Origin of the sequence: Burkholderia sp. 28_3 (assembly GCF_003253915.1) — a bacterium.
Taxonomy (GTDB): domain Bacteria; phylum Pseudomonadota; class Gammaproteobacteria; order Burkholderiales; family Burkholderiaceae; genus Burkholderia; species Burkholderia cenocepacia.
In genome coordinates, this window is the sequence record NZ_QKZF01000012.1 from 65481 (window position 1) to 79818 (window position 14338).

Here is a 14338-nt window from a genome sequence, read left to right on the forward strand (position 1 = left end):
GAGCAGGCGCCGAAGCGCCCACCGGGCCGACCGCGATGCATCGGGTCCGAATCGGCGCTGAAGCGCTCACTCGGACCGACAGCCATGCATGGGACTTCAGTAAGCGCCAAAGCGCTAACTGAGGTCGACAGGAGACACGATGACGATTTCGAACGAAGCAGGCGGGGCGGCGGCGCAGGGCAGTCGCGCGGCGGGGGCGTTGCCGCCCGAGCCCGTGACGCTGCGCGCAGCCGACGGTTACGCATTGCGCGGCCACGTCTGGCGCCATCGGGGCGGCGGCGCCGTGCGGCCGGTCACGGTGATCAATTGCGCGACGTCGGTGCGCTGCGACTACTACTTCCGCTTCGCGGCCTGGCTGTTCGCGCAAGGGCGCGACGTGCTCGTCTACGACTATCGCGGCATCGGCGGGTCGCGCCCGGCGCAGCTTGCGAAGCTGCGCGCGAACTGGCTCGACTGGGGGCGGCTCGATTGCGAGGCCGCGCTGCACTACGCGCGCGACGCGTTTCCGGGCCAGCCGCTCGATGTGGTCGCGCACAGCATCGGCGGCTGCGTGCTCGGCCTCGCGCCATCGAACGTGCATGTGCGGCATGCGGTGACCGTCGGCGCGCAGTATGCGTACTGGCGCGATTACCTGCCGGCCGAGCGGCGCCGCATGTGGTGGAAGTGGCATGTCGCGATGCCGGCGCTCGCGGCCGTGTTCGGCTACGTGCCCGCGAAGCGGCTCGGCTGGATGGAGGACACGCCGCGCGGTATCGCGCTGTCGTGGGCGCGTTCGCAGCCGCGTTTCGAGGACGGCTACATCGGCCGCGAGCTCGACGACAGCGGCGCGAGCCGCGCCGCGTTGCCGGCCCGCTTCGCGGGGCTGTCGGCGCCGATGCTCGCGATCGGCCTCGACGACGACGCGTTCGGCACGGTCGACGCGATCGAGAGGCTGGTCGGCTATTACACGGGCAGCAACGTCACGCATCTGCGGATCGCGCCGGCCGACATCGGCGTCGACGCGATCGGCCATTTCGCGTTTTTCCACAGCCGCTTCACCGATACGCTGTGGCCCGTCGCGCTGTACTGGCTGCAACACGGCGTGCTGCCCGCCGACGCGCCGGGCGCCGTGCATGCGCTGCATCCGGCTTCGCGTGGACGAGTGACGGGGAGCGGCGTGCCGGGTAGGGCCGCGAACGGGTGATCGGGGGCAGACACGAACGCGTCACGCCGCCCCCGTTCAATTCCCGATCGTGTCGCGGCGGCCTCGGGCGGCCGCGATCGATTAACATCGGACGTTTCGTTTCACAGCACAGGCTGCCGCGCGCCGATGTCCATTCCGTCCGATTCCGCTTCTCCCGTTGAAGCGCCCCGCGCGTGGCGCGTGCACGCACTCGATGTGCCGCCCGCCGCGGCGCGCGCCGGCGTGCGGATCGCGCGCGTCGATTTCGACTGGCGCGTGCCGCTCGCGTCGCCCGCGTATGCGGCGCTGAGCGGCGACGAGCGCGCACGCGCCGCGCGCTTCCTGCGGCACGAGGATGCGGTACGCAGCGCCGCGACGCGCGCCGCACTGCGCGACGTGCTCGGCGCGGCGCTCGGCATCGCACCACGAGCGGTCGCGATCGTCGTCGACGCATCGGGGCGGCCGTCGCTGGACCGCGCGCATCGCGCGTCGCTCGACTTCAACGTATCGCACGCAGGCGATCATGCGCTGATCGCGTGGGCGCCGGCAGGCCGCGTCGGCGTCGATATCGAGGGCTGCAACCGCGCGGCCGACTGGCGCGCGCTGACGCGCGAAGTGTGCGCCCCCGCGGAGGTCACGTATCTCGACAACCTGCCGGGCGGCACGCGCGAGCGCGAATTCATGCGGGTGTGGTCCGCGAAGGAGGCGCTGCTCAAGGCGCTCGGCACCGGCATCGTCGGCGGGCTGCGCGCGTTCGCGGTCGTGCCGCCGCGCGACGCCACGACGCCCGCGACGACGATCGTCGAGCCGGCCGCGCCTGCTGCCGGCGTCGCGGCGTTCGACGCGGCGTGGCTCGACGCGGCGCCCGGCTACGCGGCATGCGTCGCGTGGACGCGCGCGTAAGCCGGAGTCGACGCGCGGCGCTTACTCGAGCGGCGCGTCGTTCGGCGCCGCATAGCGCGCCTTGATCACGTCGCTCATCGGGAAGTCGAACGACAGCCCCTTCGGCGGCACCGGCTTCATGAACCATTTGTCGTACAGCGCGTCGATCTCGCCGCTTTTCATCAACTGCACGAGCACGCCGTCGACGAGCGCCTTGAACTGCGGATCGTCCTTGCGCAGCATGAACCCGTAGGCTTCCGACGATTGCGGCGTGCCGACGAGCCGCCAGTCGGCCGGTTTCGCGGCGAGCTGGCGCACGCCCGCGAGCAGCACGTCGTCCATCATGTACGCGGCCGCGCGGCCCGATTCGAGCGTGAGGCGCCCTTCGCCGTAGTCCTTCGCGCTGATGATCTGCATGTTCATCTTCTTTTCCTCGTTCATCTTGCGCAGCAGGCGTTCGGACGTCGTGCCCTGGTTCGTCACGACCGTCTTGCCGGCCAGATCGGGGAAGTCGCGGATGCCCGACGTGGTGCGGGTGAGCAGGCGCGTCGTCGCGACGAAGAAGGTGGTCGAGAACGCGACCTGCGCATGGCGTGCGGCGAGGTTGGTCGTCACGCCGCATTCGAGATCGACGGTGCCGTTCTGCACGAGCGGAATGCGGTTCTGCGACGTGACCGGAATGAAGCGCACCTGCAGGTCGGGCTTGCCGGTGCGCGCCTTCACCGCGGCGATCACGCGCTCGCACAGGTCCTGCGAGAAGCCGATGACCTTGCCGCCCGCATCGACGTAGGAGAACGGCACCGACGTTTCGCGATGACCGATCGAAATCAGGTTGGCCTGCCGGATCTTCTCGAGCGTGCCGGACAGCGGTTCCGCGGCGACGGATGCGCCGCACGCGAGCACGCATGCGGCGACGAGCAGGGAGCGGCCGAGGCGGGCGGCGAATCGGGACGGGAAGGGCATGACGGTCTCCGGGGCGAGTGGTGATCCGTATGTTGCCAAAAACAAAATAATTGCAACACATGTTAAGCCCCGTGCGTCGCCGGCCGGCCGGGCGGGCCGCGCCGGACATCAGGGAAACTCCCGAGTCGAATTCGGTGAAAAACGGGTTGTCTAGACAAGTTGACGTGGCTACACTTCAATCCATTCCGAACTTGTCTAGACAGGATTGCTCACATGATTACGTTGACCCCCGGCCATCTGACCCTCCCGCAACTGCGCCAGATCGCACGCGAATCCGTGCAACTGAAGCTCGATCCGGCGAGCTTCGCGAAGATCGACGCCGGCGCGAAGGCCGTCGCCGACATCGCCGCGAAGGGCGAGCCGGCCTACGGCATCAACACGGGCTTCGGTCGCCTGGCCAGCACCCACATCCCGCACGACCAGCTCGAACTGCTGCAGAAGAACCTCGTGCTGTCGCACGCGGTCGGCGTCGGCGAGCCGATGGCGCGTTCGTCGGTGCGCCTGTTGATGGCGCTGAAGCTGTCGAGCCTCGGCCGCGGCCACTCGGGCATCCGTCGCGAAGTAATGGACGCGCTGATCACGCTGTTCAACGCCGACGTGCTGCCGCTGATCCCGGTGAAGGGCTCGGTCGGCGCGTCGGGCGACCTCGCACCGCTCGCGCACATGTCGGCCGTGCTGCTCGGCGTCGGCGAAGTGTTCATCCGCGGCGAACGGGCGAGCGCCCTCGACGGTCTGCGCGTCGCGGGCCTCGCGCCGCTGACGCTGCAGGCGAAGGAAGGCCTGGCGCTCCTGAACGGCACGCAGGCATCGACCGCGCTGGCGCTCGACAACATGTTCGCGATCGAAGACCTGTACCGCACCGCGCTCGTCGCCGGCGCGCTGTCGGTCGACGCGGCAGCCGGCTCGGTGAAGCCGTTCGACGCACGCATCCACGAACTGCGCGGCCATCAAGGCCAGATCGACGCGGCCGCGTCGTACCGCGAACTGCTCGAAGGCTCGCCGATCAACCAGTCGCACCGCGACTGCGACAAGGTGCAGGACCCGTACAGCCTGCGCTGCCAGCCGCAGGTGATGGGCGCGTGCCTGGACCAGATGCGTCATGCGGCCGACGTGCTGCTGGTCGAAGCGAATGCCGTGTCGGACAACCCGCTGATCTTCCCGGACACCGGCGAAGTGCTGTCGGGCGGCAACTTCCACGCGGAGCCCGTCGCGTTCGCGGCCGACAACCTCGCGCTCGCCGCATCGGAAATCGGTGCGCTGGCCGAACGCCGCATCGCGCTGCTGATCGACGCGACGCTGTCGGGCCTGCCCCCGTTCCTCGTGAAGGACGGCGGCGTGAACTCCGGCTTCATGATCGCTCACGTGACGGCAGCCGCGCTCGCATCGGAAAACAAGACGCTCGCGCACCCGGCGTCGGTCGACTCGCTGCCGACCTCGGCGAACCAGGAAGACCACGTGTCGATGGCGACGTTCGCCGCGCGCAAGCTCGCCGACATCGCGGACAACACGAAGCACATCCTCGCGATCGAACTGCTGGCCGCCGCGCAGGGCGTCGACCTGCGCGCGCCGTACCACACGAGCCCGAAGCTCGCGCCGGTGATGGAGACGATCCGCAGCCAGGTCGCGCACTACGAACTCGACCACTACTTCGCACCGGACATCGCGGTGATCGCGAAGCTGGTCGGCGAGCGCGCGTTCGCGAAGGTCGCGCCGTTCTCGTTCGCATCGGAACAGTAAGCCGATGAGTGCGCCGGTCTACCAGGAGATCAAGGATTTCATCCTGGCCCGCATCCATGCCGGCGAGTGGGAGGAGGGCGACCAGGTGCCGTCCGAGAACGAGCTGGCGCGCGAGTTCAAGGTGGCGCGCATGACCGTCAACCGCGCGCTGCGCGAGTTGACGGCCGAGCAGGTGCTCACGCGCATGAAGGGCGCGGGCACCTACGTCGCGCGGCCGAAGTACGAGTCGACGCTGGTCGCGATCCGCAGCATCTCCGAGGAAGTCGGCGCGCGCGGGCATGCGTACCGCGCCAGCGTGCTCGGGCTCGACACGATCCGCGCCGACGATGCCCTCGCCGACGAGATGCAGGTGGCCGTGCGCACCAAGCTGTTTCATTCGCAGGTGCTGCACTTCGAGAACGACGAGCCGGTGCAGCTCGAAGAACGATGGGTGAATCCGGCGGTCGCGCCGGATTACGCCGAGCAGGATTTCACGAACACGACGCCGAACCTGTACCTGATGCGCGCGGCGCCGCTGCAGCGCGTCGAGTACCGGATCGAAGCGGCGGCCCCGGCGCCGGAGCGGCGCGAGCAGCTGCGGATGGACGACGTCGAGCCGTGTCTGGTTTTACATCGGCGCACCTGGTCGCAGGGCGTCGTCGCCTCGGTGGCGAATCTGTGGCATCCCGGCAGCCGTTATCGCTTCACCGGGCATTTCTGATTCCTATTTGATAGTCATTTTCCTTCGGGAGCAGTCGTCATGAACCATCCGAAACACATCGATCCCCGTCTCGATCCGACGCGCACGATCCGCGCGCCGCGCGGCAGCGAGAAGACCTGCAAGACCTGGCTGGCCGAAGCGGCCTACCGGATGATCCAGAACAACCTCGACCCGGAAGTCGCCGAGCATCCGCATGCGCTCGTCGTGTACGGCGGCATCGGGCGTGCTGCGCGCAACTGGGAATGCTACGACCAGATCCTCGCGTCGCTGAAGGATCTCGAGGAAAACGAAACGCTGCTGATCCAGTCGGGCAAGCCGGTCGGCGTGTTCCGCACCCACAAGGATGCGCCGCGCGTGCTGCTCGCGAACTCGAACCTGGTGCCGCACTGGGCGAACTGGGATCACTTCCACGAGCTCGACCGCAAGGGCCTGATGATGTACGGCCAGATGACGGCCGGCAGCTGGATCTACATCGGCAGCCAGGGCATCGTGCAAGGCACCTATGAAACCTTCTTCTCGGTCGCGAACCAGCACTTCAACGGCGATCCGTCGGGCCGCTGGATCCTGACGGGCGGCCTGGGCGGGATGGGCGGCGCGCAGCCGCTCGCCGCGACGATGGCCGGCTTCTCGATGATCGCGGTCGAATGCGACGAGACGCGTATCGACTTCCGCCTGAAGACCCGCTACGTCGACAAGAAGGCGACGACGCTCGACGAAGCGCTCGCCATGATCGACGAAGCGAAGCGCACCGGCAAGCCGGTGTCGATCGGCCTGCTCGGAAACGCGGCCGACGTGTTCCCGGAACTCGTCAAGCGCGGCATCACGCCGGACTGCGTGACCGACCAGACGAGCGCGCACGACCCGATCAACGGTTACCTGCCGCAAGGCTGGACCGTCGCGCAATGGCGCGAAGCGCAGAAGGTCGATCCGCAGAGCATCGTGAAGGTCGCGAAGCAGTCGATGGCCGTCCAGGTGCGCGCGATGCTGGCGCTGCAGGAACGCGGCGCGGCGACGCTCGACTACGGCAACAACATCCGCCAGATGGCGCTGGAAATGGGCGTCGAGAACGCGTTCGACTTCCCGGGCTTCGTGCCGGCGTACATCCGCCCGCTGTTCTGCGAGGGCAAGGGCCCGTTCCGCTGGGTCGCGCTGTCCGGCGATCCGGAAGACATCTACAAGACCGACCAGAAGGTGAAGGAGCTGATCCCCGACGATCCGCACCTGCACAACTGGCTCGACATGGCGCGTGAGCGCATCGCGTTCCAGGGCCTGCCGGCGCGGATCTGCTGGGTCGGCGTGAAGGATCGCTACCGCCTCGGCCAGGCGTTCAACGAGATGGTGAAGAACGGCGAACTGAAGGCGCCGATCGTGATCGGCCGCGACCACCTCGACACCGGTTCGGTCGCGAGCCCGAACCGCGAGACGGAATCGATGAAGGACGGTTCGGACGCCGTCAGCGACTGGCCGTTGCTGAACGCGCTGCTGAATACCGCGGGCGGTGCATCGTGGGTGTCGCTGCACCATGGCGGCGGCGTCGGAATGGGCTTCTCGCAGCACTCGGGCGTCGTGATCGTCGCCGACGGCACCGCCGACGCGCACGAGCGTCTCGGCCGCGTGCTGCTGAACGATCCGGCCACGGGTGTGATGCGCCATGCGGATGCCGGCTACGAACTCGCGCAGCAGACGGCTCGCGAAGCCGGCCTGAAGCTGCCGATGCTCGGCCGCTGAGCATGACGGCGCTCGACCAGGCGCCGCTGCACGCAACGATGATCCGCGCGGCGGATCTCGTTGCGTCGCCGTGGAAGAACGGCGGCGGCGTGACGCGCGAGATCGGCGCGTTTCCGCCCGGCGCGGCACTCGATGCGTTCGCGTGGCGCGTGAGCGTCGCGGACGTCGGCACGGCCGGCCCGTTCTCGCGTTTCGACGGGATCGACCGCACGCTCGTGCTGCTGTCCGGCGCGGGCATGACGCTCGCCGAGGCGGGCGGCCCGCGGCACGTGCTCGACGCACCGCTGGCCCGTGCGGATTTCGCGGGCGAGACGGCGATCGACGCGACGCTGCACGACGGCGCGACGCGCGACTTCAACCTGATGACGCGCCGTTCGGCCGCGCGTGGCACGCTCGACGTGTGGCGCGCGGGGGCTCACCGCCTTGCGCCGGCCGATACCGTGCTGCTGTTTTGCGCGGCCGGTGCGGTGGGCGTCGACCTCGACGGCACGCACTACGCGCTGCAAGACATGGACACGTTGCGGCTCGACGGGCCGCGGCGTGCGTTTGACGTCGTCGTGAGCGGAGGCGGCGCGCTGCTCGCCGTCTCGCTTGCCGTCGGCGAACGAGACTGAACGCATGAAACCGACTGTCTGGCATCACCTGAGGCTGTGTCCGCACGGCCATCCCGACGAGACGATCGACGACGCGGCGATCGCCGTCGACGAAACCGGCACGATCGCGTGGCTCGGCGCGCTGTCCGCGCTGCCGCACGGTTATGCGCACTGGCGGCGCGAGGACCTGCACGGCGCGTGGGTGACGCCGGGCCTCGTCGACTGCCATACGCATCTCGTGTACGGCGGCACGCGTGCCGACGAGTTCGCGCAGCGCCTCGCGGGCGTCAGCTACGAGGAAATCGCGCGGCAGGGCGGCGGGATCGTGTCGACGGTGCGCGCGACGCGCGCGGCCGACGAGACGACGCTGTTCGTGCAGGCCGCCGCGCGCCTGCAGCCGCTGCTCGCCGAAGGCGTGACCGCGATCGAGATCAAGTCCGGCTACGGGCTCGACCTCGCGAGCGAGCGCAAGATGCTGCGCGTCGCGCGCCAGCTCGGCGAACGCTTCCCGGTCACCGTCCATACGACCTTCCTCGGCGCGCACGCATTGCCGCCCGAATATGCGGGGCGCGCGGATGCGTACATCGACGAAGTGTGCGACCGCATGCTGCCGACGCTGGCCGACGAAGGGCTCGTCGACGCGGTCGACGTGTTCTGCGAACGCATCGGCTTTTCGCTCGCGCAAACCGAGCGCGTGTTCGAGGCCGCGACGCGGCGCGGGCTGCCGGTGAAGCTGCATGCGGAGCAACTGTCGAATGCGGGCGGGACGGCGCTCGCCGCGCGTTACCGCGCGCTGTCCGCCGATCACCTCGAATTTCTCGACGAAGCCGGCATCGAGGCGATGAAGGCGGCCGGCACGGTCGCCGTGCTGCTGCCCGGCGCGTACTACTTCATCCGCGAAACGCAACTGCCGCCGATCGACCTGCTGCGCAAGCACGGCGTGCCGATCGCGCTCGCGACCGATCACAACCCGGGGACGTCGCCGCTCGAATCGCTGCTGCTGACGTTGAACATGGGCTGCACGCTGTTCCGCATGACGGTGCCCGAGGTGCTGCAGGGCGTCACGTGCCATGCGGCCGCGGCGCTTGGCCGCGCGGATCGCCACGGCGCGCTCGAGGTCGGTCGCCAGGCCGACTTCGCCGTCTGGTCGGTCGGCTCGCTGGCCGAGCTGGCGTACTGGATCGGCCGGCCGCTGTGCGAACAGGTCGTACGCGGCGGCACGACCGTGTTTCGCCGGATGAACGGATAAGTTTGGCGACGGATCGGGCCGGGTCGTGACGGATCCGGTCCGGCCGACGTTTTGCATGGGACCGGACCCGGCGCAACGGCGCACTCCGGTCGATCGCCGCGAGGCAGGGGCAAGCGCGACGCGCTCACGCCTGCCGGCCGCGGCACCGGACCGGACGAGACGCTGACGCGCCTGAACCGGTCGATAAGGACTCGCAATGACCGACACCCTGTTGTTCGCGGACCATGCCTACCTGCCCGATGGCTGGCGCCGCAACGTGCTGCTGCGCTGGGACGCGAGCGGCACGCTGACCGACGTCACGCCCGACACCGACGCGCCGGCAGGCGTCGCACGCGCGGCCGGGCCGGTGCTGCCCGGCATGCCGAACCTGCATTCGCACGCGTTCCAGCGCGCGATGGCGGGGCTCACCGAATACCGCGCGAATCCCGCCGACAGCTTCTGGAGCTGGCGCGACCTGATGTACCGCTTCGCGCTGAAGATCACGCCCGACGCGCTCGCGGCGATTGCACGCTGGCTGTATGTCGAGATGCTCAAGTGCGGCTACACGTCGGTGTGCGAATTCCACTACGTGCATCACGCGCAGGACGGCTCGCGCTATCCGCAGATCGCGGAGCTCGGCACGCGCGTGATCGATGCCGCGCGCTCGGCCGGCGTCGGCATCACGATGCTGCCCGTGTCGTACCAGTTCGCCGGCTTCGGCAACAAGCCGCCGCGCGACGACCAGCGCCGCTTCATCAACACGCCCGACGGCGTGCTCGAACTGCTCGATGCGATGCGTCGCGCGGCGCCCGAGCATGGCGGGCTGCGCTACGGCGTCGCGCCGCATTCGCTGCGCGCGGTATCCGAAAACGGGTTGCGTGCGCTGCTCGAAGGATTGCCCGACGATGCGCCGGTGCATATCCATATCGCCGAGCAGACGGCCGAAGTCGACGACTGCGTTCGCGCGTACGGCGCACGCCCCGTACAATGGCTGCTCGATCGCTTCGACGTCGATGCGCGCTGGTGTCTCGTGCACGCGACGCACGTCGACGCGGCCGAGACGGCGGCGCTCGCGAAGCGCCGCGCGGTCGCCGGGCTGTGCCTGACGACCGAAGCGAACCTCGGCGACGGCGTGTTCCCGGCCGTCGACTATCTCGCACAAGGCGGCGTGATCGGCATCGGCTCGGACAGCCACGCGTCGGTCGACTGGCGCTCGGAGCTGCGCCTGCTCGAATACGGGCAGCGGCTCGTGCACCGCGCGCGCAACGTGCTGGCAAGCGACACGCAGGCGCACGTCGCCGATCGCCTGTTCGATGCGTCGCTCGCGGGCGGCGCGCAGGCGAGCGGGCGACGCATCGGCGCGCTGCGCGAAGGTTGTCGCGCCGACTGGCTCGTGCTCGATCCCGATCACCCGGCGATCGCCGAACATGGCAGCGCGGCATGGCTGTCGGGCATCGTGTTCGCCGAGCACGGCGAGACGCCGGTGCTCGACGTCTACACGGGCGGCGAGCGCGTCGTGAGCGGCCGCCGCCATCGCGACGAAGCCGCCGCGTATGCCGACTACCGCGCCGCGCTGGCGCAACTGCTGCGCTGACGCGCGGCAACCGGCGCACGCCGCATGCGTGCGCCGGCCGACTCTTACGGTGAGGCGACATGACTGAACAACCGGCTGTATTCACGCTGAAGCAGGGCACGTTGCCGCTGCTGATCTCGATTCCGCACGCAGGTACGCACATCCCCGACGACATCGCCGCGACGATGACGCCCGACGCGCGCTTCGTCGACGATTGCGACTGGCATCTCGAGCGGCTGTACGGGTTCGCGGCCGATCTCGGCGCGTCGATCCTCGTGCCGTCGCACGCGCGTTACGTCGTCGACCTGAACCGTCCGCCCGACAACGAGAACCTGTATCCGGGGCAGGACACGACGGGGCTCGTGCCGGTCGATACGTTCGACAAGGCGCCGCTGTATCCGGCGAACGCGCTGCCCGGCAACGACGAGATCATGCGTCGCCGCGACCGCTACTGGGTGCCGTATCACGACGCGCTGCAACGCGAGATCGCGCGGCTGAAGGGCGAACACGGCCGCGTGCTCGTGTGGGAAGCGCATTCGATCCGCTCGCACGTGCCGCGTTTCTTCGACGGCCGCCTGCCGGACTTCAACTTCGGCACGTCGAGCGGCGCGAGTGCGGCGCCGGGCCTCGCGGAGGCACTGGCCGCGCGCGTGCTCGCGCACGGCGGCTATACGGCCGTCGCGAACGGGCGCTTCAAGGGCGGCTACATCACGCGACACTATGGCGTGCCCGATACCGGCGTCGAGGCCGTGCAACTCGAACTGTCGCAGATCACCTACATGGAGGAGACGCGTCCGTACGCGTACGACGAAGCGCGTGCAGCGCGGATCGCGCCGCTATTGCAGACGCTCGTCGAAACCGCACTCGCGCATCGTTGAGCACGGGCCGCGTCCATGCGGCGGCGCGGCGCGACAATGCGTGCCGCCCCGCCGGCACGTAGCAGGCAAGCCGATGCAACGCACAAAACGGCATCGATCCGCGCGATCGATGCCGTTTTTTTCGTCTGATCGATATCGTCGTCCGCCCCCGAAAAGTTGACGCAATTTTTAGGTGATATAAGCTGAATGTCAGGAAGTCGTCACGCGCGCACCGGCGGCGAGGCCCTCGACGATGGCCGTGCTACGCCGAATCCGCTGCGAGACATCTTGCTGACGTGTCGCCACGCGGCATTGCGACACGTGTCCTGTCTCCATCAGTCAGTCGAGTACGATCGTGAAAGCCGCCAGCCCTTCGATACGCCGGACCCGAAGTCCGTCGGCGGGCGCGCCGCCTCAGGCCGGGCCGAACCGGCATGCTGATCGCGGCACGCGCGCCGCCCCGTTACGCGAGCCTCGCTTCTTCGCCATTTCTCATCGCGGCCCGCGCCGCTTCAATCTCGTGACCGCGCACCTGTGCAGCGCGGTGCAGTGCGACGGCAGCGCATCGTTGTTGCCCTAGCGTCCCTTTCCGCTTCCGTCCCGGGCCGTACCGCCTGTTGCCGCGGCATCCGCGCGGCAGGATCGCGCCTGCGCGGCGGGATGGCACGCGCGTGCGGCGTACCCGCGAACCCGCCTCGTTGCGCGCGCAAGCATGTCGCGCGCCATTACCGGAGAGACGCCGATGCGCGCACGACCGATCGTAGCCGTCACCGCCGACCGCATCCTGCGCGGCGCCCATCCAAACCACACGGCGGGCGAGAAGTACCTCGCCGCCGTCGTCGACGGCGCCGGCGCGCTGGCGTTCGTGCTGCCCGCGCTCGGCGCGCGGCAGCCGGCCGACGCGATCGTCGCGGCAATCGACGGGCTGCTGTTGACCGGCAGCTATTCGAACGTCGAACCGCATCATTACGGCGGCGCCGCGAGCGCGCCCGACACGCTGCACGATCCGGCGCGCGATGCGACCGCGTTGCCGCTGATCCGCGCGGCGATCGACGCGGGCGTGCCGGTGCTCGCGATCTGCCGCGGCATGCAGGAGCTGAACGTCGCGTACGGCGGCACGCTGCATCAGCGGCTGCACGCGACGACCGGCTTCGACGATCATCGCGAACGCCCGGCCGATCCGCTCGAGCGGCAGTACGGTCCCGCGCACGTGGTGCAACTCGCGCCCGGCGGTCTGCTGCAGCGGGTCGCGCGCGGTGCGCACGAGGCGACGGTCAACTCGCTGCACGACCAGGGCATCGCGCGTCTGGGCGCGGGGCTCGCCGTCGAAGCGAGCGCACCCGACGGGCTGATCGAGGCCGTCAGCGTGCGCGGCGCGCGTGCGTTCGCGCTGGGCGTGCAGTGGCATCCCGAATGGCGCTACGCAGAGCAGCCGCTGTCGCGCGACATCTTCGCGGCATTCGGCGCGGCGTGCCGCGCGCACATGACACATCGCATTCATGCGACCGGCGGCGCGATGCCGTCGCCGGCCGCATCCGACATCGACTGAACGAGGCCGATCATGCAACCCGAACTGAGCGAATTCCTGCGACAGCACCGCATCACCGAAGTCGAGGCCATCATTCCCGACATGGCCGGCATCGCGCGCGGCAAGATCATTCCACGCAACAAGTTCGAATCCGGCGAATCGATGCGCCTGCCGCAGGCCGTGATGGTGCAGACCGTCACCGGCGACTATCCGGAGGACGGCACGCTGACCGGCGTGACCGATCCCGACATGGTGTGCGTGCCCGATCCGTCGACGATCTGCCTGATCCCGTGGGCGGTCGACCCGACCGCGCAGGTGATCCACGACTGCGTGCACTTCGACGGCTCGCCGGTCGAGATCTCGCCGCGCTACGTGCTGCGCCGCGTGCTCGACCTGTACGAGGCGAAGGGCTGGAAGCCGGTCGTCGCGCCCGAGCTGGAGTTCTACCTGGTCGACATGAACGCCGATCCCGACCTGCCGCTGCGTCCGCCCGTCGGCCGCACCGGACGGGCGGAAACCGGCCGCCAGTCGTATTCGATCGAGGCCGTCAACGAGTTCGATCCGCTGTTCGAGGACATCTACGAATACTGCGAAATGCAGGGCCTCGACATCGAGACGCTGATTCACGAAGTCGGCGCCGCGCAAATGGAGATCAACTTCGTGCACGGCGACGCGCTGCCGCTCGCCGACCAGGTGTTCCTGTTCAAGCGCACGGTGCGCGAGGCCGCGCTGCGTCACAACATGTACGCGACGTTCATGGCCAAGCCGATGGAAGGCGAACCGGGCTCCGCGATGCACATTCACCAGAGCCTGGCCGATGCGCGCACCGGGCGCAATTTGTTCGCCGACGAAGGCGGCGCCGTGTCGCCGCTGTTCCACAGCTACCTGGCGGGACTGCAGAAGTACACGCCGGCGCTGATGCCGATCTTCGCGCCGTACATCAATTCGTACCGCCGCCTGTCGCGCTTCATGGCCGCGCCGATCAACGTGCAGTGGGGCTACGACAACCGCACGGTGGGCTTTCGCATTCCGCAGTCGAGCCCCGTCGCGCGACGCATCGAGAACCGGATTCCGGGCGTCGACTGCAATCCGTATCTGGCATTCGCGGCAACGCTTGCCGCCGGCTATCTCGGCATGACGCAACAGCTTGCGCCGACCGAGCCGATCGCGTCGGACGGCTACGACCTGCCGTATCAGCTGCCGCGCAATCTCGAGGAGGGCATCTCGCTGATGGCCGCATGCGAGCCGCTCGCCGGCATTCTCGGCGACAAGTTCGTGAAGGCCTACCTGGCGTTGAAGGAAACCGAATACGAAGCGTTCTTCCGCGTGATCAGCTCGTGGGAACGCAGGCATCTGCTGCTGCACGTGTGAGCGTGCGGCGCTGTTT

At 68.9% G+C, this 14338-nt stretch carries 12 protein-coding genes; 11 read left to right on the forward strand and 1 reads right to left on the reverse strand.

Going from position 1 to position 14338, the window contains the following annotated elements:
- The first annotated feature begins 139 nt into the window (after positions 1-139).
- Positions 140-1183 carry an alpha/beta fold hydrolase gene (locus DFS13_RS23555; protein WP_034201535.1) on the forward strand — a complete coding sequence of 348 codons (1044 nt, stop codon included), beginning with the start codon at positions 140-142 and terminating at the stop codon, positions 1181-1183.
- A 126-nt stretch (positions 1184-1309) separates the two neighbouring features.
- Positions 1310-2065 (forward strand): 4'-phosphopantetheinyl transferase superfamily protein, encoded by a 756-nt coding sequence (locus tag DFS13_RS23560; protein WP_034201536.1) that lies wholly within the window; start codon positions 1310-1312, stop codon positions 2063-2065.
- A gap of 21 nt (positions 2066-2086) precedes the next feature.
- Here the strand turns inward: DFS13_RS23560 and DFS13_RS23565 are convergent, their stop codons facing one another.
- Complete coding sequence (locus tag DFS13_RS23565) at positions 2087-3007, reverse strand: glutamate/aspartate ABC transporter substrate-binding protein (RefSeq protein WP_006497794.1); 921 nt, start codon at positions 3005-3007, stop codon at positions 2087-2089.
- A 213-nt stretch (positions 3008-3220) separates the two neighbouring features.
- On the opposite strand from DFS13_RS23565, the gene hutH reads away from it, so the two are divergent.
- From hutH to DFS13_RS23615, 9 genes are all read left to right on the forward strand, one after another.
- Positions 3221-4744, forward strand: a complete 1524-nt coding sequence (gene hutH, locus DFS13_RS23570; protein WP_006488089.1) for a histidine ammonia-lyase — start codon at positions 3221-3223, stop codon at positions 4742-4744.
- A 4-nt stretch (positions 4745-4748) separates the two neighbouring features.
- Entirely contained in the window at positions 4749-5444 is a 696-nt protein-coding gene (gene hutC / locus DFS13_RS23575) for a histidine utilization repressor (protein ID WP_006488107.1), read from the forward strand.
- A 39-nt stretch (positions 5445-5483) separates the two neighbouring features.
- Positions 5484-7172, forward strand: a complete 1689-nt coding sequence (gene hutU, locus DFS13_RS23580) for a urocanate hydratase (protein ID WP_006488101.1) — start codon at positions 5484-5486, stop codon at positions 7170-7172.
- Positions 7173-7174: 2 nt separating this feature from the next.
- Entirely contained in the window at positions 7175-7786 is a 612-nt protein-coding gene (locus DFS13_RS23585; RefSeq protein WP_059721197.1) for a HutD family protein, read from the forward strand.
- 4 nt (positions 7787-7790) lie between these two features.
- Positions 7791-9014, forward strand: coding sequence for an imidazolonepropionase (hutI, locus tag DFS13_RS23590; RefSeq protein WP_111442201.1), 1224 nt, complete (start codon positions 7791-7793; stop codon positions 9012-9014).
- Between the two features lie 196 nt (positions 9015-9210).
- On the forward strand, positions 9211-10587 hold the full coding sequence (locus DFS13_RS23595; RefSeq protein ID WP_006488097.1) for a formimidoylglutamate deiminase: 1377 nt from the start codon (positions 9211-9213) through the stop codon (positions 10585-10587).
- Positions 10588-10646: 59 nt separating this feature from the next.
- Positions 10647-11444, forward strand: a complete 798-nt coding sequence (hutG, locus tag DFS13_RS23600) for an N-formylglutamate deformylase (RefSeq protein WP_006488072.1) — start codon at positions 10647-10649, stop codon at positions 11442-11444.
- A gap of 721 nt (positions 11445-12165) precedes the next feature.
- Entirely contained in the window at positions 12166-12972 is an 807-nt protein-coding gene (locus tag DFS13_RS23610; RefSeq protein WP_006488099.1) for a gamma-glutamyl-gamma-aminobutyrate hydrolase family protein, read from the forward strand.
- Positions 12973-12984: 12 nt separating this feature from the next.
- Positions 12985-14322, forward strand: a complete 1338-nt coding sequence (locus DFS13_RS23615) for a glutamine synthetase family protein (RefSeq protein ID WP_006497799.1) — start codon at positions 12985-12987, stop codon at positions 14320-14322.
- Positions 14323-14338: the final 16 nt, after the last annotated feature.

What these genes read in the sequence shown, in the direction of transcription:
- DFS13_RS23555 (WP_034201535.1), top strand. Translation starts at nt 140, where the DNA reads ATGACGATTTCGAACGAAGCAGGCGGGGCGGCGGCGCAGGGCAGTCGC.
- DFS13_RS23560 (WP_034201536.1), top strand. Translation starts at nt 1,310, where the DNA reads ATGTCCATTCCGTCCGATTCCGCTTCTCCCGTTGAAGCGCCCCGCGCG.
- DFS13_RS23565 (WP_006497794.1), bottom strand. Translation starts at nt 3,007, where the DNA reads ATGCCCTTCCCGTCCCGATTCGCCGCCCGCCTCGGCCGCTCCCTGCTC.
- hutH (WP_006488089.1), top strand. Translation starts at nt 3,221, where the DNA reads ATGATTACGTTGACCCCCGGCCATCTGACCCTCCCGCAACTGCGCCAG.
- hutC (WP_006488107.1), top strand. Translation starts at nt 4,749, where the DNA reads ATGAGTGCGCCGGTCTACCAGGAGATCAAGGATTTCATCCTGGCCCGC.
- hutU (WP_006488101.1), top strand. Translation starts at nt 5,484, where the DNA reads ATGAACCATCCGAAACACATCGATCCCCGTCTCGATCCGACGCGCACG.
- DFS13_RS23585 (WP_059721197.1), top strand. Translation starts at nt 7,175, where the DNA reads ATGACGGCGCTCGACCAGGCGCCGCTGCACGCAACGATGATCCGCGCG.
- hutI (WP_111442201.1), top strand. Translation starts at nt 7,791, where the DNA reads ATGAAACCGACTGTCTGGCATCACCTGAGGCTGTGTCCGCACGGCCAT.
- DFS13_RS23595 (WP_006488097.1), top strand. Translation starts at nt 9,211, where the DNA reads ATGACCGACACCCTGTTGTTCGCGGACCATGCCTACCTGCCCGATGGC.
- hutG (WP_006488072.1), top strand. Translation starts at nt 10,647, where the DNA reads ATGACTGAACAACCGGCTGTATTCACGCTGAAGCAGGGCACGTTGCCG.
- DFS13_RS23610 (WP_006488099.1), top strand. Translation starts at nt 12,166, where the DNA reads ATGCGCGCACGACCGATCGTAGCCGTCACCGCCGACCGCATCCTGCGC.
- DFS13_RS23615 (WP_006497799.1), top strand. Translation starts at nt 12,985, where the DNA reads ATGCAACCCGAACTGAGCGAATTCCTGCGACAGCACCGCATCACCGAA.